The organism is Streptomyces sp. Ru62 (genome assembly GCF_002920615.1).
GTDB lineage: Bacteria > Actinomycetota > Actinomycetes > Streptomycetales > Streptomycetaceae > Streptomyces.
Map to the genome: position 1 here is coordinate 13,015 of NZ_PQSU01000032.1, position 18,599 is coordinate 31,613.

Sequence of the window (18,599 nt, forward strand, 5' to 3'; positions counted from 1 at the left end):
CCCCTGGAGGTTCAGTCGGCCAGCGGTGTCAGCAGCATCCGGCCCGCGAACCCCACCGCCGCGTCCAGCCGTTCGGTGAACTCCTCGGCCACGTCGGCGCAGTGGCGCAGCGCCCACAGGGCCCGGGCCGCCGCCCAGGTCGCGTCCCGGGCCCGCTCCAGGCTCCAGGAGCCCAGCAGATGGGTGAGCGGGTCGGCGATCTGGAACAGGTCGGGGCCTGGCATCAGATCCTCGCGGATGCGCTCCTCCAGCGACACCAGGAGATCGCCCACGCGGTCGAACTCGTCCTCCAGGTCGGCCGGTTCACAGCCGAGCGTGCGACAGGCGTCGACCACGGCCAGGGCCAGGTCGTGCCCGATGTGCGCGTTGATGCCCGCCAGTGCGAACTGCAGCGGTCGTACTCCGGGATGGCGGCGGAACTGGAACAGGGGCCGCCAGCAGGCGGGCGGGCGGCGGTCCGCCGCGGCCGCGTCCACCGCCGCCAGATAGCGCTCGGCGAACCGCACGTCCAGCGCGGTCGCCGCGCGCGGGTCCGGGAACTCCCCGGCGTCCAGGCGCCGGTCGATCTCCTCGGTGACGGCGAGGTAGACCCGGTTGAACACGGCGACGCCGTCCCGTGGGGGCAGGGCCGCGTCCAGCGCGCGCATCCGTGCGACGACGGCGTCGACGGGGGCGGTGAGGTGTTCCAGCTGCACCATGGGGGAAGGGTCCCAGCCCGGGGCCGGCCGGTGTGCCGACCGGCCCGGTGCTTCGCCGGAACGGGGGAACGCCGGACTACGACTCGGCGCGCGGGGCGGCCGTGTCCGTGTCCGCCTCCCTGTCGTAGGAGGAGGTGCCCTCGTCCAGCAGCGGCTCCTGCTTCTTCAGGTGGGCCGGGGCGAAGGCGCGCAGCGCGTGATAGCCGGTGATGACGACCAGCGTGCCGAGCGCGATGCCGCTGAGCGAGAAGGTGTCGGTGAACTTCATGCTCACGTTGCCGACGCCGATGATGATGCCCGCCGCGGCCGGGACCAGGTTCAGCGGGTTGCGCAGGTCCACCTTGGCGTTCAGCCAGATCTGGGCGCCGAGCAGGCCGATCATGCCGTAGAGGATGACGGTGATGCCGCCGAGCACCCCGCCCGGGATCGCGGCGACGACCGCGCCGAACTTGGGGCAGACGCCGAAGAGCAGTGCGAAGCCGGCGGCGGCCCAGTAGGCGGCGGTGGAGTAGACGCGGGTCGCGGCCATCACGCCGATGTTCTCGGAGTAGGTGGTGTTGGGCGGGCCGCCGACGGCCGTCGACAGCACGGAGGCGACGCCGTCCGCCGAGATCGCCGTACCGAGCTTGTCGTCCAGCGGGTCGCCGGTCATCTCGCCGACCGCCTTGACGTGGCCCGCGTTCTCCGCGACCAGTGCGATGACGACCGGCAGCGCGACCAGGACCGCCGACCACTGGAAGGTCGGGCCGTGGAAGGACGGCAGGCCGATCCAGTCGGCCTTGGAGACGCCGGAGAGGTCCAGGCGCCAGTGGTCGGTGAGCTTGCCGCTCGCGTCCACCGAGTGGATCCTGCCGAAGACCCGGTCGGACGCCCAGGAGAGGGCGTACCCGAACACGAGGCCCAGGAAGATGGCGACGCGGGACCAGAAGCCGCGCAGACAGACGACCGCCAGACCGGTGAAGAGCATCACCAGCAGGGCGGTCCACTGGTCCTGCGGCCAGTAGGTGGACGCGGTCACCGGGGCCAGGTTGAAGCCGATCAGCATGACGACCGCGCCGGTGACGATCGGGGGCATGGCGGCGTGGATGATCCGCGCCCCGAAGCGCTGCACCGCGAGACCGACCAGGAACAGCACGACACCGACCACGAGGACCGCGCCGGTCACGGTCGCGCTCGTACCGCCCTGGGCGCGGATGACGGCGGCCACGCCCACGAAGGACAGGGAGCAGCCGAGGTAGCTCGGCACCCGGCCGCGGGTGGCGAGCAGGAAGATCACGGTCGCCACGCCCGACATCATGATCGCGAGGTTGGGGTCCAGGCCCATGAGTACAGGGGCCACGAACGAGGCGCCGAACATCGCGACCACGTGCTGGGCGCCCAGGCCCACGGTGCGGGGCCAGGACAGCCGTTCGTCGGGGCGTACCACCGCTCCGGGCGCGGGCGTGCGCCCGTCACCGTGCAGCTTCCAGCGCACGCCGAGATCCATGAGGGGTTTCGCTTTCTCTGTACGTGAAGAGGGTCCGAACCATTGTCAGGGGTACCTGGCGGCTCTACGCTCACACGGTCCTCCTCATGAACTGCGTTCACATACCTGATCGATTCTGATCGGGTCGAGCGAAGATCGGAGTGCCTGAATGAGTGGAAGACCCCGTGCGGCCGTGCTCCTCGCCGCCGTGGTGGCCTTCGGAGCCCTGCTCGTCCCCTCCGCCCACGCCGCGCCGTCCCCGTCCAGGCCGGTTCCGCGGACCGCGGTCCTCGACGGCGTCCGCCTCCAGCAGACCCGGGCCCGCCTGTCCCACGACCCCCGGCTCCGGCACGCCCTCACGGACCTGACCACCCGCGCCGACGCCTGGCTGGGCCAGGGCCCGTGGACGGTCGTCGACAAGCCGAAGCCCGCCCCCGGCGGCGACGTCCACGACTATCTGAGCCAGGCCCCGTACTGGTGGCCCACGACCGCCCCCACCGCCGACAACCCCTGGGGCTGCCCGTACGTCCAGCGCGACGGCCAGCGCAATCCGGAGGTCGACAGCGGGACCGACCGGCAGGACGTGGAGAAGGTCTTCGACGCGACGTACGACCTCTCGCTCGCCTGGTACTACACCGGCGAGCGGAGCTACGCCGAGAAGGCCGGGCAGATCCTGCGCACCTGGTTCCTCGACCCGGCCACCCGAATGAACCCCGACCTGGACCACGCCCAGTTCATCCCGTGCAAGTACGACGGCCGGGCCATCGGCATCATCGACTTCTCGCAGTCCTACACCAGCGTCCTGGACGCGCAGGCGATCCTCGCCACCGGCGCACCCGGCTGGACGGCCGCCGACCGCACCGCGATGACCCGGTGGAACGAGGACTTCCGCGACTGGCTGAAGAACAGCGACTTCGGCCGGCAGGAGGGTGCCGCCGCCAACAACCACGGCACCTTCTACGACATGCAGCTCGCCGCCCTCGCCTACGCCACCGGCGACACCGCGCTCGCCCGGCGGACCGTGCTGGACGCGCGTGCGAAGCGGATCGACCCGCAGATCGCGGCCGACGGCAGCCAGCCCCAGGAGCTCACCCGCACGCGGAGCTGGCACTACTCGACCTTCGATCTGGTCGCCTACACCCGGCTCGCGGCCATCGGCCGGCACGTCGGGGTGAACCTGTGGGCCTACGCGGGGCCGGACGGGCAGAGCCTGTTCAAGGCGGTCGACTACCTGCTGCCCGCCGCGACCGGCGCCGAAGCCTGGCCGCACCCCGAGCTGGAGTTCCACCGCTACGCGGCGGCCGACGTGGTGCACGCGGCGGCCGACGCCGGTGACCGGTCGGCCAGGGCGGCCGTGCCGAAGCTGGAGGCGCCGCCCGGGGGAGACCTCTGGGCGCTGCGGCCCGCGGCCGAGCAACTGGACTCGATAGCGGGCTGACCCGCGCTGACCCGGGGGCTTCCCGGCCGGGCTCCTGAGCGGTCGCTTAGTATGGTGGCGTACGGGGGTGTCGCCACCCCAGCAGCGCTGCTCAGGAGCCCTTCCCGTGACCGCCGAAGCCCCGACCGCCCCCGCCGTCTCCTACGGCCGGCTGATCCCCGTCACCGTTCACTTCGACGACCTCGACGCGCTCGGGCTGCTGCACAACGCCCGCTACCCGCTGATGGTCGAGCGCGCCTGGACCGAGCTGTGGAACGAGCACGGCGTCCGCTTCGACGGCGACTGGGCGGCGGCCGGCGACGCCTGCAACGCGGTCCGCGAGCTGCGCATCGGCTACGAGGCGCCGGTCACCCGCCCCGGCACCTACGCCGTCCACCTCTGGCTGGAACGGCTCGGCACCACCGGCCTCACCTACGGCTTCCGGTTCTGCTCGGCCGACGGGACCGAGACCTACGCGCGGGGCACCCGGGTGCTGGTCCGGCTGGACGCGGCGACCCTGCGCCCCGCGCCCTGGAGCGAGGCCTTCAGGGCCGTGGGTCGGGAACTGCTGCGGCCCGCCGGCTGACCTCGCCGCCGCCGCGCTCGGCGGTGCGCAGCACGCCGGCGAACACCGCGAGCCCGCACGCCAGCGCCGTCACCACCACGAAGGACACCATCAGGCTGGTCGCCTGGGCCACCCCGCCGATCAGGCTCGGCGCGATCAGCCCCGAGGTGTAGGTGATGGTCGCCACGCCCGCGATGGCCTGGCTGGGGTTCGGGCCCGCGTGCCCGGCCGCCGCGAAGCACAGCGGTACGACCACCGCGATGCCGAGTCCCATCAGCGCGAATCCGGCCATCGCCACCACCGGATGCCCGGCGAGCACGATCAGCAGCCCGCCCAGCACGGCCAGGACACCGCCGGCCCGCACCGTGCGGACCGCGCCGAAGCGGTTCACCACCGCGTCCCCGGCGATCCGGGCCACCGCCATGGTCAGCATGAACCCGGTCGTGGAGGCCGCCGCCAGCCCGGCCGAACTGTCCAGCCGGTCCCGCAGGAACACCGCCGACCAGTCCAGGCTCGCGCCCTCCGCGAAGACCGCGCAGAAGCCGACCGCGCCGATCAGCAGGGCGGAGCGCGGCGGCAGCGCGAACCGCGGGGGCGGCTCCTCGTCCTCGGCGGGCTGGAGGTCCAGCACCCAGCTGCAGGCCACCAGACCGAGCACGGTGAGGACGGCCGAGGCCAGGGCGAAGTGCACGCGCGCGTCCGTGCCGAGGTGCGCGGCGAGGGTGCCGGCCGCCGAGCCGATCAGGGCGCCCGCGCTCCACATGCCGTGCAGCCCCGACATGATCGACTTTTCGAGCCGCCGCTCGACCTCCACACCGAGCGCGTTCATCGCGACATCGGCCATGCCCGCGCTCGCCCCGTAGACGAACATCGCCAGGCACAAGGTGACCAGGTTCGGCGCGATCGACGGCAGGATCAGGGAGAGCGTCCACAGCGCGAGCAGCCCGCGCAGGGCCGCACGGCTGCCGAAACGGTGGGTGATCCCGCCCGCCAGCGGCATCGCGCACGAGGCGCCGAGTGCCGTGAAGGCCAGGGCGAACCCCAACTGGCCCGCGCCGAGCGAGGTGTGGTCCTGGACCCAGGGCACGCGCGTCGCGAAGGAGCCGGTCACCGCGCCGTGCACGGCGAAGACGGCCGCCACGGCGTACCGGGCGCGCCTGACCTCATCGCCCGCACGCATCACGTCACTCATGATCCTGTCCCCTCCACGGGAGTGCCCGGCCCCATGGGCGCCGCTCCACTGCAACGCGCCGTAAACTATCAGGAACCCTGCCTGATAGATAGCGGATACAAGGACCTCGCCCTGCCACGGCGATCTGGGAGGATTCCCGTCATGCCCGCATCACCCAGCACCGCCCGGGCCCTCAACGACCGGCTGGCCCTGAGGCTGTTGCAGCAGGAAGGCCCGCTCACGGCAGGGCAGTTGAAGCAGCTGACCGGACTGTCCCGGCCCACGGTCGCCGACCTGGTCGACCGGCTCACGGCCTCCGGACTGATCACGGTGGTCGGCGAATCCGGCGAGCAGCGCCGGGGCCCGAACGCGCGGCTCTACGGCATCGTCGCCGACCGCGCCCACCTCGCCGCGCTCGACGTCCGCACCGAGGGCGTCTTCGTCCTCGTCTCCGACCTGGTCGGGCGGGTGCTCGCCGAGGCGTCCGTGCCGATCGACCCCGACGCCGGGACCGGGCCCGCCGTGGAGCAGGCGGTGGCGGCGGTGGAGAGCGCCGCGAAGGAGGCCGGCGCCACGGGGGCGCCCCCGCGCGAGGGCGTTCGGGCGTGGGGGAGCCTGCACACCGTCGGCATCGGCGCGCCCGGTCTGATCGACCCGGCCACCGGAGACCTCCGTGACTCGGCCGGGCTGCCCGCCTGGCACCGCAGTCTGGCCGTCACCCTCCAGGAGCGGCTGCCCGGCGCACGCGTCACCGTCGAGAACGAGACCAACCTCGCCGCCCTGGCCGAACAGCGCGAGGGCGCCGCGCGCGACCGGGACACCTTCGTCCTGCTCTGGCTCGGCCATGGCGTCGGCGCCGCGGTCGTCCTGGACGGCACCCTGCGCCGCGGGGCCTCCGGCGGCACCGGTGAGATCGGCTTCCTGCCGGTCCCGGGAACCGCCACGCTGCCCTCGGCGACCGACTGCGGCGGCGGCTTCCACTCCCTCACCGGCGCGGCGGCGGTCGCCTCCCTGGCAGCCGAGTGCGGCCTCCCGACCCCTGCCACACCGGACGGCCCCGGCGCGGCGGCGGCGGTGCGGTGCGCTGTGGCGGAGGTGGAGAAGGCGGGGGAGGCGGTGCCGGGGGCGGTGCCCGTGTCCGGGGCGGTGCCGGTGGCGCGGCCCGGCTCGGGTGCCGCGTCGGCGTCGGCCATGACAGCGGCGCCGGGGCAGGCCGGATGCGTGGCGCCCCCGCGGGCGCAGCTGGACGGCGCGCCCACGGTGACCCTGCCGAGTGACCTTCCCGCCGCCCGTTTCCTCCGCATCCTCGCCGACCGGATCGCCGTCGGTGCCGCATCCGTGGTGGCTGTTCTGGACCCCGGCTGTGTGGTGCTCGGCGGGGAGGTCGGCCAGGCCGGGGGCGCGGTGCTCGCCGGGCTGGTGGAGGAGCGGCTGCGTCGGATGTCGCCGCTGGTCACCGAGGTGCGGGCGAGCAGCCTCGGCGGGACGGCCGTACTCCGCGGCGCGCTCCTCACCGCCCGGGAGCGGGCGCAGGACGAGCTGTTCGCGCCACCGGAGCGCTCTGGCGGCTGACACGTCACCGGAGCGCTCGCGACCCCGGACCGGGGGCGGTCGCGACGGGGCGGACACCGGTCCCCGGACGGCTCTTCCGGCGACGCCCGTGACCTCAGGCCGGCCCGCCTCGACTCAAACGGCGCTCCGAACTGTGGCGTGATCTCGACGCCGAAGCGGCTCTCCCGGTTGCCCCAGGACCTCAGAAGACCTCAGGGCCCCTGCGGCTCCCCCGAAGGCCGCCACGGTACCCACGGCAGCGCCTCCCGCCAGCCCGGTCGTTCGAACGCCCAGGCCTGTACCACCTCGGCCACGGGCTCGACGGCGAACACCTCGTGCTCGCGCGGCACTCGGGCCTGGAAGTGCCGGTCCGGGCCGCCCTCCCGGTACTCCACCTGGTAGCTCAGATCGTCGTTGAGACACACCTGCATGTAGTGGTGCCCGGCAGGCTCCCGGTCGAGCCGTTCGACGACGACGAAGCGCCAGGTCAGACTCATGTCCGCCAGTAGATCGTGGAGTTGGTCCGCGGAGGGGTCGTCCCACGCCGTCCCGTCCCACTCGATCGCGCGGATCACCGGTGCCGTCATGCGGGTGACTGTACTCGGCGCGGTGGCGGCCCGGCGGCGGGCAAGGGCCGTCGTCACCGCCGCCGGGCCCGTCCGCACCCTAAAAGGACTAGACCAGTACGGTCAATGGTCCGGACCGATGCCAATACTCCTTCCCCGTCCGCCAGTTGACCGCTCCGGCTGCGTGACGCAAGGGCGGTGACACGCACTGTGAGCGACCCCACACCCTTCACCCGCCTGGACGCCTATCGGGCGTGGCACACTGGCCCTGTACCAGAAGCAGCGCACTCCGGGGTCGGTGAAACTCCGAACCGGCGGTTACAGTCCGCGACCCGGTCGCTTCCAGCGGCCGGTTGACCAGGTGAAATTCCTGGACCGACGGTTAAAGTCCGGATGGGAGGCAGTGCGCGGCGGGCAGGCATGCGTCTTCCGTGTGCGCGCCGCCGTATCTGGACGCGTCCCTGCGCGGACGTGTCCCTTCGGCGACGCCCCCGGTGTGTGCTCGTCCGTCCCTTTCTGTCGTCATCGACAGGCCCCGGAGTCCGTGCCCGAAGAGGCAGGAGGACCCGGGAAGTGTTCACCGGAATCGTCGAAGAACTGGGTGAAGTCACCGCCGTCGAGAACCTCGGCGACTCCTCCCGCTTCCGGCTCCGCGGCCCCGTCGTGACCGAGGGCGCACGCCACGGCGACTCCATCGCCGTGAACGGGGTCTGTCTCACCGTCGTCGAGCACGAGGGCGACGAGTTCACCGCCGACGTCATGGCCGAGACCCTGAAGCGCTCCAGCCTGGGCGCGCTCACCCTCGGCTCCCGCGTCAACCTGGAGCGCCCCACCGCCGTCGGCGCCCGCCTCGGCGGACACATCGTCCAGGGACACGTGGACGGCACCGGCGAGATCCTGGCCCGCACCCCCTCCGAGCACTGGGAGATCGTGAAGATCTCCCTCCCCGCGGACCTCTCCCGCTACGTCGTGGAGAAGGGCTCCATCACCGTCGACGGCATCAGCCTCACCGTCGTGGAGGCCGGCCCCGACTACTTCACCGTCAGCCTCATCCCGACCACCCTCGCCCTCACCACGCTCGGCGTGAAGCAGCCCGGCGACCCGGTCAACCTCGAAGTCGACGTCATCGCCAAGTACGTGGAGCGGCTGCTCGCGGCCGGGCAGGGGGCCGGCAAGTGAACTGGATGAACTCCGAGGCGTTCACCCTCTTCGGCCAGCACATCATCTGGTCCGACATGATCGGCAACATCCTGGGCCTCATCACCCTGGCCCTCGGCTGGCGCCGCTCCCTGTGGACCTGGCCCGTGCAGTTCCTGTCCGGCCTGGTGCTGTTCGCCGCCTTCTACGGCCACCTGACCGGCAGCGCCGGCAAGCAGGTCGTCGTCATGGCCGTCGCGCTGTACGGCTGGTGGCAGTGGCAGCGCAGCAAGGACCGGTCCGACGACGGCCAGATCGCCCCCCGCTTCGCCACCTGGCGGGAGCGCGCGGTCATGCTCGCCGCTGCCGCGGCCGGCACGGTCGCCGTCGCCCTGCTCTTCACGGCCTACCCGAAGCTCTCCTGGGACCCCTGGCCCGACGCCTACATCTTCGTCGGCACCATCGTCGCGATGTACGCCCAGGCCAAGAGCATGGTCGAGTTCTGGATCGCCTGGCTGCTCGTCGACCTCGTCGGCGTCCCCCTCAACTTCGCCAACGGCTACGCCTTCTCCGGCTTCGTCTACGTCATCTACGGCGCACTCGTCCTGTGGGGCATGCGCGACTGGTGGCTGCGCTCCCGCCGGGGCCCGCAGCCCGCACTGGAAGGAGCGCCGGCATGACCTCGGCACCGCTGCTGTACGGCACCGACGACACCGAGAACTTCGCCCTCGACCCGGTCGAGCAGGCCATCGCCGACATCGCGGCGGGCCGCCCGGTGGTCGTCGTGGACGACGAGGACCGGGAGAACGAGGGCGACCTCGTCATCGCCGCCGAGAAGGCGACCCCCGAGATCGTCGCCTTCATGATGAGCGAATGCCGGGGCCTGATCTGCGCCCCCATGGAGGGCGAGGAGCTGGACCGGCTGCGACTGCCGCAGATGGTCCAGGACAACACCGAGTCGATGAAGACCGCGTTCACCATCTCGGTGGACGCCTCCGCCGCCCACGGTGTCAGCACCGGCATCTCGGCCGCCGACCGCGCCACGACGCTCCAGTTGCTCGCGAGCGGCACGGCGCAGCCCACCGACCTCGTCCGCCCCGGCCACGTCTTCCCGCTGCGCGCCCGGTCCGGCGGCGTCCTCGTGCGCAACGGCCACACCGAGGCCGCCGTCGACCTCGCCCGGCTCGCGGGACTCCGCCCGGCCGGCGCCATCGTGGAGATCGCCGGTGAGGACGGCCGGATGCTCCGGCTGCCCGAGCTGATCCCGTTCGCCCGCAAGCACGGCCTGACGATCATCTCCATCGCGGACCTGATCGCCTACCGCCGCAGCAGCGAGCCCACCGTCCGCCGCGAGGCCGAGACCCGTCTGCCCACCCGGCACGGCACCTTCACCGCCTACGGCTACCGGTCCACCGTCGACGGCGTCGAGCACGTCGCCCTCGTCCACGGCGAGATCGGCGACGGCGAGGACGTCCTGGTCCGCGTCCACTCCGAATGCCTCACCGGCGACGTCTTCGGCTCCCTGCGCTGCGACTGCGGCCCCCAGCTGGACACCGCCCTGGAACGCATCCAGGCCCAGGGCCGGGGCGTCGTGGTCTACCTGCGCGGACACGAGGGACGCGGCATCGGCCTGCTGTCCAAGCTGCGCGCCTACGAGCTCCAAGAACAGGGCCACGACACGCTGGACGCCAACCTGGAACTCGGCCTGCCCGCCGACGCCCGCGACTACGGCGCCGGCGCGCGGATCCTCGCCGACCTCGGCGTACGGAGCGTCCGGCTGATGACCAACAACCCCGACAAGACCGAGGCGCTGCTGCGCCACGGCCTGAAGGTCACCGGCCGCGAGTCGATGCCCGTCCAGGCCGGTGAGCACAACCTCCGGTACCTGCGCACCAAGCGGGACCGGATGGGGCACGACCTGCCCTGGCTCGACACGCCCGCCGTGTCGGCTTCCGCGGCCGCGGCCACCTGCGGCAACCAGTAAGCACGAAAGCACTGAGGAGAGACGTGAGCGGCAAGGGTGCACCCGAACTGTCCGTACGCAATGTGAGCGACCTCCGGGTCGCCGTCATCGCGGCGCAGTGGCACGAGCAGGTGATGGACGGTCTGGTGAACGGCGCCCTGCGCGCCCTGCGTGACCTGGGCATCGACGAGCCGACCCTGATCCGGGTCCCCGGCAGCTTCGAGCTGCCGGTCGCCGCCAAGGTCCTCGCGGGCCGTGGCTACGACGCCGTGGTCGCCCTCGGCGTCGTCATCCGTGGCGGTACCCCCCACTTCGACTACGTGTGCCAGGGCGTCACCCAGGGCCTCACCCAGGTGTCCGTGGAGACCGGCGTGCCCGTCGGCTTCGGTGTGCTCACCTGCGACACCGAGGAGCAGGCCCTGGACCGGGCCGGCCTGGAGGGCTCGAACGAGGACAAGGGCCACGAGGCGGTGACCGCCGCCGTAGCGACCGCGGCCACGCTCCGCTCAGTATCCGAACCCTGGCACTGAGGAGTGGGGCCGACCGCGTAGGGTGGGCAGCACCATGTCCAAGAAGACGTTCGAGGAGCTCTTCACCGAGCTCCAGCAGAAGGCCGCCCACGGCGATCCCGCCACCTCCCGCACCGCCGAGCTGGTCGGCAAGGGTGTCCATGCCATCGGCAAGAAGGTCGTCGAGGAGGCCGCCGAGGTCTGGATGGCCGCCGAGTACGAGGGCAAGGAGGCGGCGGCCGAGGAGATCTCGCAGCTGCTGTACCACGTCCAGGTGATGATGGTCGCCCGCGGGATCTCCCTGGACGACGTCTACGCCCACCTGTAAGCCGCCTGCCGCAATCAGCCGTAGAAAACCCCTTCACGCAAAGGAAGCCGACCTCATGCTGCGCATCGCCGTCCCCAACAAGGGTTCACTGTCCGGCCCTGCGGCGGAGATGTTGCATGAGGCCGGCTACCAGCAGCGCCGTGAGTCGAAGGAACTGCGCATCGTCGACCCGGAGAACGAGGTCGAGTTCTTCTACCTCCGCCCCCGCGACATCGCGATCTACGTCTCCTCCGGTCGCCTCGACATCGGCATCACCGGCCGTGACCTGCTGATCGACTCCGGCGCGGACGCGGAGGAGATCCTGCCGCTCGGCTTCGCCCGCTCCACCTTCCGCTTCGCCGCCAAGCCCGGAACGGCGAGCGGCATCGAGGACCTCAAGGGCAAGACGGTCGCCACCTCCTACGAGGGCATCGTCGACAAGCACCTCGCGGACCGCGGGATCGACGCCTCCGTCGTCCACCTTGACGGCGCCGTGGAGACCGCGATCGAACTGGGTGTCGCCGAGGTCATCGCCGACGTCGTCGAGACCGGCACCAGCCTGCGCAACGCGGGCCTGGAGGTCTTCGGCGAGCCGATCATGAAGTCCGAGGCGATCGTCATCCGCCGCACCGGCGCCGACGCCGAGGAACCGAAGGTCCAGCAGTTCCTGCGCCGTCTCCAGGGCGTTCTGGTGGCCCGGACGTACGTGATGATGGACTACGACTGCCGGGTCGAGCAGCTGGAGAAGGCCGTCGCGCTCACCCCCGGCCTGGAGTCCCCGACCGTCTCCCCGCTGCACAACGAGGGCTGGGTCGCGGTCCGCGCCATGGTCCCCGCCAAGGAGGCCCAGCGGATCATGGACGACCTGTACGCCATCGGTGCCCGCGCCATCCTGACCACGGCCATCCACGCCTGCCGCCTGTAAGAGGTACGCCCGAGATGTCCGACCTGCCCCCTCTTCCCCGCCTCCCCGTCACCTTCAGACCGGGACACACCCGGGCGATCCTGCTCACCGCCGGTGTCGTGATCTTCCTGGTGATAAGCGGGATCGCCCTGCTGCTGGAGCACCTCGGCCCGGGTTCGAAGCTCAGCTTCGTCATCACCGGCGCGCTCATCTTCTGGGTCCTGGCCCAGCTCGCCCGGGTGAAGGTCGTCGCCGAGGAGTCCGGCGTCACCGTCGTCAACATCGTCAGCAAGCGCCGCCTGGCCTGGGAGGAGATCCTCCGGGTGAACCTCCGGCCGGGTGACCCGTGGGTGTTCCTCGACCTCAGTGACGGCACCAGCCTGCCCGCGCTGGGCATCCAGCCGGGCATCGCCAGGCAGCGTGCCATCGCCGACGCCAAGGCCCTGCGCGCGCTCGCCGAGGCCCACTCGGCGCCCGCCGCCCTGCCGCATGAGCCCAGATCTTGATTAATCTGGTGGGCGGAGGCCGTCTCGCTGCGCCTCCGCCCCTGCGCGCCGCCCGGTGCACAGGGGTTCCTGCTACCCGAGGAGTGACTCCCTCCGGCGATGGACGGATCGTCCTGTAGTACCTGCGCCACCCCTGCCCGACTCAGCGGGAAGGCGGTGGCAGCGTGACCATCCCCCTGCTGCTCCTCGGAGCGGCGTTCCTGCTGATTCTCGCCAACGGTTTCTTCGTGGCGGCCGAGTTCGGCCTGGTGACCGTCGAGCGCCCGGAGGCCGAGAAGGCCGCCGCCGACGGCGACACCCGCGCCCGTACGGTCGTGGAGTCGCTGAAGGAGCTGTCCTTCCAGCTCTCCGGCACCCAGCTCGGCATCACCATCACCTCCCTGGTCGTCGGCATGCTCGCCGAACCGGCCCTGGCCGAGCTGCTGCGCGGCCCGTTCGCCGCCCTCGGCATCCCCGAGGGTGCCGCCTCCGGCGTCGCCGTGGTCGTCGGCATGCTGCTGGCCTCCGCGATCCAGATGGTGATCGGCGAACTCGTGCCCAAGAACTGGGCGGTGTCCCGGCCGCTGCAGGTCGCGCGCTTCGTCGCCGGCCCCCAGCACCGCTTCGCCCGTCTGTTCCGCCCGGTGATCTCGGCGCTGAACACGGTCGCCAACCGGCTGGTCCGCGCCCTCGGCGTCGAACCCGCCGACGAGCTGGCCTCCGCCCGCACCCCCGGCGAACTCGTCTCCCTGGCCCGGCACTCCGCCCAGGCCGGGGCCCTGGAGCAGGACACGGCCGACCTGTTCGTCCGCACCCTGTCCCTGGGCGAGCTGACCGCTCAGCACGTCATGACCCCGCGCGTGAAGGTGAGCGCGTTGCAGGACTCGGCCACCGCCGAGGACGTCGTCAACCTCACCCGGGCCACCGGCCTGTCCCGCTTCCCCGTCTACCGGGAGAAGATCGACGAGATCGTCGGCATGGCCCACCTCAAGGACGCGCTGGCGGTCCCGGTGCACGACCGGCTGCGCACGCCGGTCGGCCGGATCGCCCGCAAGGCGCTCCTGGTCCCCGAGACCCTGCCGGTCCAGCCCCTGCTCGCCCGGCTGCGCAGTGAGCAGCCCATCGCGGTCGTCGTGGACGAGTACGGCGGCACGGCCGGCGTGGTCACCCTGGAGGACATCGTCGAGGAGCTGGTCGGCGAGGTCCGCGACGAGCACGACGCCAAGGACGTGCCCGAGCTGGCCCCCGCCCCGCCCGAGGACGGCAGACCAGCCTGGGACGTGGACGGAAGCTGCCGCGTCGACATCCTCCAGCGCATAGGCCTCGACGTGCCCGAGGGGCCGTACGAGACCGTCGCCGGCCTGGTCGCCGACCTGCTCGGCCGGATTCCGGCCCCTGGTGACCGGGCCGAGCTGCCCGGCTGGCGGCTCTCGGTCCGCCAGGTCGGCCACTACCGCGCCGAACGGGTCCGCCTGGTCAGGACGGCCCCGGCGGTGAACGTGATGGAGGCCGCCCGATGAGCGTCCTCCAACTGGTCTTCGCGGCGCTGCTCGTGCTCGCCAACGGTTTCTTCGTCGGCGCCGAGTTCGCGCTCGTCTCCGTCCGCCGCAGCCAGATCGAACCGCTCGGCACCGCCCGGGCCCGGCAGGTGCTGTACGGCCTCGAACACCTGCCGCAGATGATGGCCGCCGCCCAGTTCGGCATCACCGTCTGCTCGCTGACGCTCGGCGCGGTCGCCGAGCCCACGGTGGCGCACCTGCTGGAGCCGGTGTTCGAGTGGATCCACCTCCCGCACGGCATGATCCACCCGCTGGGCTACGTCATCGCGCTGGCGGCGGTGGTCTTCTTCCACCTCGTCATCGGCGAGATGGTCCCGAAGAACCTCGCGATGGCCGCCCCGGAGAAGGCCGCGCTGTGGCTCAGCCCGGGCCTGGTCTGGTTCGCCCGCCTCTGCAAGCCGATCACGGTGTCCCTCGGCGCCTGCGCCCAGGGCATCCTGCGGCTGTTCCGGGTCGAGCCGAAGGACGAGGTGGAGGCGGTCGTCACCACCGAGCAGCTCAACCGGCTCCTGGAGGACTCCGGTCAGGCAGGCCTCCTCGACCCGGAGGAGCAGGAGCGCCTGGAGGACGCCCTGGAGCTGGGCTCGCGCCCGGTGACGGACGTCCTGCTGCGCCGGGAGGCCCTGGTCACGGTGACCCCGGCGGTCACCCCGGGCGAGATCGTGGAGCTGACCGCCCGAACGGGCTACTCCCGCTTCCCGGTCGCGGCCGGCGAGAAGGGCCCCTTCATGGGGTACGTGCACGTGAAGGACGTCCTCGACCTGGAGGACTCCGACCGGGCCGTCCCGCAGCACGTGTGGCGCCCGATGGCCACGCTCCGGGCCGAGCTGCCGCTGGACGACGCGCTGACGGTGATGCGCCGGGCGGCCACGCACCTGGCCCAGGTGGCGGACGCGACCGGCAGGGTGCTGGGGCTGGTGGCCCTGGAGGACGTGCTGGAGATGCTGGTGGGCGAGGTCCGGGACCCCGCGCACCGGGAGATGCCGGAGCCCCGGGTCAGCGGGGAGCCGGAGGGAGCGCTCGCCGGCTAGCCCGGGCGGTGGCGCGGAGCTGTGCGGCCGCCGGCCGGTGCCGGGCCGGTCGCGCAGCTTCCCGCGCCCCTCAGGGGTGTCTCACATGTCCGACGGATCCTGGGGCGCCCGCCCCGACAGGACCTCACCGTAGGCCTGCATGAGGTCCGGCAGCCGGAGCGTCGCGAGGTCGTCCCGCGTGAGCGCACCGGTGTACGCCGACAACCGCAGGTCCCGGTACGCGCAGCTCTTCTCGTACAGCGTCCGCAGGAACCGCCCGTTCCCCAGTTCGTCGATCCAGCCTTGGTCGACGACGTGCCCGGCGATGGACCGCAGCTCGTCCAGCGCCTCGTCGTCCCACAGGTCCCCGTTCTCCGCCGCGAGCACCTTGCCGATCTCGGTCAGCTCCAGCGGCCGGTAGGAGGGGAAGTCCACCCGGGTGGTGAAGCGGGACGACAGTCCGGGGTTGGCGGCGAGCAGGCGGTCCATGCCCTCCGGGTAGCCGGCCAGGATCACCACCAGGTGGTCCCGGTTGTCCTCGGCCCGCTTCAGTAGCACCTGCAGGGCCTCGTCGCCGTACGCGTCGCCCTTGCCGTACCCGGAGTTCGACAGCGAGTAGGCCTCGTCCACGAACAGCACCCCGCCGATCGCGGAGTCGATCAGCTCGTTGGCCTTCACGGCCGTCTGCCCCAGGTACTCGCCGACCAGGTCGGCGCGCTGGGCCTCCACGAGGTGGTCCCCGCCCAGCAGCCCCAGCGCGTAGAACACCCGGCCGAGAATCCGCGCGACCGTGGTCTTGCCCGTACCGGACGGGCCGGAGAAGACGAAGTGCCGTTTGGGCGGCTGGACCGGCAGCCCCTGCCCGGCCCGCAGCCGCGCCATGTTCAACTGCGCGGACAGCGCCTTGACCTGGCGCTTGACCGGTTCGAGCCCCACCATGCGCTCCAGTTCGGCGAGCGCCTCCTCCAGTAAAGCGGGGTCGGTGGGCCCGGCCGGGATCGGCGCGGCGGCCACCCCGGGCACCCCGGTCCTGGTCCGCACCGAGGGATCGGCCACCGACGGCAGCGGCCCGGTCGGCAGATCGGGCTCCGGCAGCCGCAGGTCCCGGCCCTCCGTGCCGAAGAGCGGATCGAACCCGTCCGGTCCGTCCACCACGTCCTGCCCCGCGCCGCTCAGTGCGATCGCGGCGTAGTCGACCGTCTCGTCGTACCCGTCGCCCTCGGAGATCGCGGCGAGCCGGGCGGAGGTGTCCATGAAGGCCGGGTCGACCCGGTGCACCGCGCGGTACAGGGGGAGCGCGGCGGCCGAGCGTCCCGTTCCCTCGTGCGCCCTCGCCAGCCAGTAGCGCAGCTCCTTGCGCTGCGGCTGCTCGCTGCGGCACCGCATCAGCGCCGTCGACAGCAGCGGCTCGGCCTGGCCGTACATCTCCAGCCGGACGCGGGCCATGCCGCCGAACAGGCCGGCCTCGATGCAGAGCAGGGAGTCGTCCAGCAGCGGATCGGTGTGCCGGACCAGTTGTTCCCAGTCCTTGACCAGATAGGCGCGGCAGGCGTGCAGGAAGCGGACCTGCGGGTCGGCGTCGACCGGGGGCAGTCCGGCGAGGGCGCGGTCCAGTTCGGGCACGTGCCGGCCGTCCAGCCAGTGGGAGGCGTGCGCCAGCAGCAGATCGCGCGGGCTCTCCAGCACCGGCTGTACCCACCAGCCCAGCCAGTACCAGGAGTTGAGGCTACGGCGGTGCCGGGCGCGCTGTTCGCCGAACCGGTCGCGGTGCCGGAACATCCGCAGCAGCGCGGTGGTCGTGTCGACCCGGAGCGCGTGCAGCCCGAGCCAGGCGTCCGCCATGCCCGGGTCCATCCGCACCGCGGTGCGGAACTCCTCCTCCGCCTGCGGGTAGGCGCCCATCGTGTAGGCGTCCACCCCCCGCAGCCAGGCGAGGTCGGCCGGGGCCTCGGGGCCCTGCGTGCCGAAGTCCATCACGTCCCCCCACAGACCGTGTCCCCGTGGTTCACCACCGGGCAGTCGCCCGACGGCCGCCGCGGTCGAACCGCTGTGCCGCGGACCGGAGTTGCAGTGCGCGAGGCAGCCGCTCGAAGGTCGCACCGAGGGCATCGTACCCGCGGTACTCCGCGTGCCGAAGGGTGCCGCACGGGGCGTTCGACGAGGTGGGAGCAGACGGGGCGCACGGCGTTTCGTGACCGAGGGTGAGAGTGCGGGTGCGCGGGGCGTCTGGAAACACCTCTTGGCGGGCAGAACGAAGCCCCCGGTCACGGGGGAACAACCGGGGGCTTCGCGTCGATGAGCGACTCCGAAAGCCGCACATTGAGAACGTAAGACCTGTACGGCCCCCCGGTCAAGCGTAGTTGAGGCACCGGGAGAAGTTGTCCCGCAAGGCTCTTCACGACTTCACCACATCCGGGACGGTCCGTCACCCAGCGTCACATCGGGTCCGGCTTCGGGAGTCCTCGCCGGTCCCGGCAGCACCTCGTATCCCTCGGGTCGCTGGAGCACCAGCAGATCGGCATGGGGGCGCGAGGGGTCCTCGGCGAAGTGCGCGCGCTCCGCCGCGACCCAGCCGTCCCAGAACTCCCGTTGCTCCGTGCCGTCCCGTTGCCGACCGCGCGCCCAGGACTCCTCCCGGGGCACCTCCATCCACAGCAGCCGGGCCAGGTACGGCCGCAGGGCGCGGCGGCCGGCGCCGACGCCCTCGATCAGCACGACGGGTGCGGCCGGCAGCGGGCGCGGGGCGCCGAAGGCGCGGGCCCGCCAGTCATAAGGGGTGTAGTGCGCGCTCTCGCCACGCGTCAGGGGCTCGATCACCTGCGTCATGATCCGGTCGGTCCACGAGAAGAGCCGCTCATGGCTGGCGATGTCGTCGAGGTGGAGCATCGGAGCCCCGCCCAGTGCGTGCGCCAGCCGCCCGGCGAAGGTGGACTTCCCCGAGCCGGCGTGGCCGTCGACGGCGATGAGCCGGACCGGTCCCAGTGAGGGCGGGAGCCCGTGCAGCCGGGCGGCGAGGTCGTGAATGGTGATTCCCGGGGTGTCGTGCAGTGTGTGGGGCATGAGGTCGGCGTTGTGGGTTTTCCGTGAAACAGTCTAGTGGCGGTCATCTCTCAGCAGGGGTCGGGCGCGCGTGGTTGTCACGCGTTGAACCATCGGCTGGCGGCCAGTCAATGGCTACCGATAAACAGTCCGAATCCCCTGACCGATATGTCGAATTCGGCGTTTCGGGTGTGCCCCACGCTGAGTAAGGTGCCTTCTGCGCAACGTGATGCGTCGAACGGGGACCGGCAGG

General features: G+C 72.0%; 18 protein-coding genes and 1 riboswitch. Of the genes, 12 read left to right on the forward strand and 6 right to left on the reverse strand.

Features of this window, described 5'->3' with window-relative positions:
• Window positions 1–11: 11 nt before the first annotated feature.
• Both C3492_RS33955 and C3492_RS33960 read right to left on the reverse strand, forming a co-directional pair.
• Window positions 12–698, reverse strand: coding sequence for a DUF5995 family protein (locus C3492_RS33955; protein ID WP_103816483.1), 687 nt, complete (start codon window positions 696–698; stop codon window positions 12–14).
• A gap of 76 nt (window positions 699–774) precedes the next feature.
• Window positions 775–2,184 (reverse strand): uracil-xanthine permease family protein, encoded by a 1,410-nt coding sequence (locus tag C3492_RS33960; RefSeq protein ID WP_103816484.1) that lies wholly within the window; start codon window positions 2,182–2,184, stop codon window positions 775–777.
• Window positions 2,185–2,332: 148 nt separating this feature from the next.
• Here C3492_RS33960 and C3492_RS33965 point away from each other — a divergent pair, with 148 nt between their 5' ends.
• Both C3492_RS33965 and C3492_RS33970 read left to right on the forward strand, forming a co-directional pair.
• Window positions 2,333–3,601 (forward strand): alginate lyase family protein, encoded by a 1,269-nt coding sequence (locus C3492_RS33965; protein WP_103816485.1) that lies wholly within the window; start codon window positions 2,333–2,335, stop codon window positions 3,599–3,601.
• 106 nt (window positions 3,602–3,707) lie between these two features.
• The gene (locus C3492_RS33970) at window positions 3,708–4,166 is read left to right on the forward strand and encodes a thioesterase family protein (protein WP_103816486.1); all 459 of its coding nucleotides are present in this window, start codon (window positions 3,708–3,710) and stop codon (window positions 4,164–4,166) included.
• On the opposite strand, the gene C3492_RS33975 is transcribed toward C3492_RS33970, so the two are convergent.
• Entirely contained in the window at window positions 4,126–5,337 is a 1,212-nt protein-coding gene (locus C3492_RS33975) for an MFS transporter (RefSeq protein WP_103816487.1), read from the reverse strand. The two genes, C3492_RS33970 and C3492_RS33975, sit on opposite strands and share 41 nt — an antisense overlap.
• 141 nt (window positions 5,338–5,478) lie before the next feature.
• Between C3492_RS33975 and C3492_RS33980 the strand changes: the two genes are divergently transcribed.
• Window positions 5,479–6,888, forward strand: coding sequence for an ROK family transcriptional regulator (locus tag C3492_RS33980; RefSeq protein ID WP_103816488.1), 1,410 nt, complete (start codon window positions 5,479–5,481; stop codon window positions 6,886–6,888).
• A 191-nt stretch (window positions 6,889–7,079) separates the two neighbouring features.
• On the opposite strand, the gene C3492_RS33985 is transcribed toward C3492_RS33980, so the two are convergent.
• The gene (locus C3492_RS33985; RefSeq protein ID WP_103816489.1) at window positions 7,080–7,454 is read right to left on the reverse strand and encodes a hypothetical protein; all 375 of its coding nucleotides are present in this window, start codon (window positions 7,452–7,454) and stop codon (window positions 7,080–7,082) included.
• A gap of 259 nt (window positions 7,455–7,713) precedes the next feature.
• A riboswitch (FMN riboswitch) is annotated at window positions 7,714–7,844 on the forward strand.
• Between the two features lie 162 nt (window positions 7,845–8,006).
• On the opposite strand from C3492_RS33985, the gene C3492_RS33990 reads away from it, so the two are divergent.
• The 9 genes from C3492_RS33990 to C3492_RS34030 all read left to right on the forward strand — a co-directional run bounded on the left by C3492_RS33990 (window position 8,007) and on the right by C3492_RS34030 (window position 15,328).
• Complete coding sequence (locus C3492_RS33990) at window positions 8,007–8,612, forward strand: riboflavin synthase (RefSeq protein WP_103816490.1); 606 nt, start codon at window positions 8,007–8,009, stop codon at window positions 8,610–8,612.
• Entirely contained in the window at window positions 8,609–9,250 is a 642-nt protein-coding gene (locus C3492_RS33995) for a nicotinamide mononucleotide transporter family protein (protein WP_103816491.1), read from the forward strand. The genes C3492_RS33990 and C3492_RS33995 overlap by 4 nt, the downstream gene beginning before the upstream one ends.
• Entirely contained in the window at window positions 9,247–10,554 is a 1,308-nt protein-coding gene (locus tag C3492_RS34000) for a bifunctional 3,4-dihydroxy-2-butanone-4-phosphate synthase/GTP cyclohydrolase II (RefSeq protein WP_103816492.1), read from the forward strand. The genes C3492_RS33995 and C3492_RS34000 overlap by 4 nt, the downstream gene beginning before the upstream one ends.
• A gap of 23 nt (window positions 10,555–10,577) precedes the next feature.
• Window positions 10,578–11,063, forward strand: a complete 486-nt coding sequence (ribH, locus tag C3492_RS34005) for a 6,7-dimethyl-8-ribityllumazine synthase (protein WP_103816493.1) — start codon at window positions 10,578–10,580, stop codon at window positions 11,061–11,063.
• 34 nt (window positions 11,064–11,097) lie between these two features.
• Window positions 11,098–11,370, forward strand: coding sequence for a phosphoribosyl-ATP diphosphatase (locus C3492_RS34010; RefSeq protein WP_023552153.1), 273 nt, complete (start codon window positions 11,098–11,100; stop codon window positions 11,368–11,370).
• Window positions 11,371–11,425: 55 nt separating this feature from the next.
• Window positions 11,426–12,274: an ATP phosphoribosyltransferase gene (gene hisG, locus C3492_RS34015; protein ID WP_030644802.1), complete on the forward strand. Its 849-nt coding sequence runs from the start codon at window positions 11,426–11,428 to the stop codon at window positions 12,272–12,274.
• 14 nt (window positions 12,275–12,288) lie between these two features.
• Window positions 12,289–12,759, forward strand: coding sequence for a PH domain-containing protein (locus C3492_RS34020; protein ID WP_103816494.1), 471 nt, complete (start codon window positions 12,289–12,291; stop codon window positions 12,757–12,759).
• 164 nt (window positions 12,760–12,923) lie between these two features.
• A complete protein-coding gene (locus C3492_RS34025) occupies window positions 12,924–14,258 on the forward strand; it encodes a hemolysin family protein (protein WP_103816495.1) in 1,335 nt (444 codons plus the stop codon).
• Entirely contained in the window at window positions 14,255–15,328 is a 1,074-nt protein-coding gene (locus C3492_RS34030; RefSeq protein ID WP_103816496.1) for a hemolysin family protein, read from the forward strand. The genes C3492_RS34025 and C3492_RS34030 overlap by 4 nt, the downstream gene beginning before the upstream one ends.
• A gap of 81 nt (window positions 15,329–15,409) precedes the next feature.
• On the opposite strand, the gene C3492_RS34035 is transcribed toward C3492_RS34030, so the two are convergent.
• Window positions 15,410–17,281: an AAA family ATPase gene (locus tag C3492_RS34035; protein ID WP_103816497.1), complete on the reverse strand. Its 1,872-nt coding sequence runs from the start codon at window positions 17,279–17,281 to the stop codon at window positions 15,410–15,412.
• 429 nt (window positions 17,282–17,710) lie between these two features.
• A complete protein-coding gene (locus C3492_RS34040; RefSeq protein ID WP_181140692.1) occupies window positions 17,711–18,367 on the reverse strand; it encodes a uridine kinase in 657 nt (218 codons plus the stop codon).
• Window positions 18,368–18,599 lie beyond the last annotated feature (232 nt).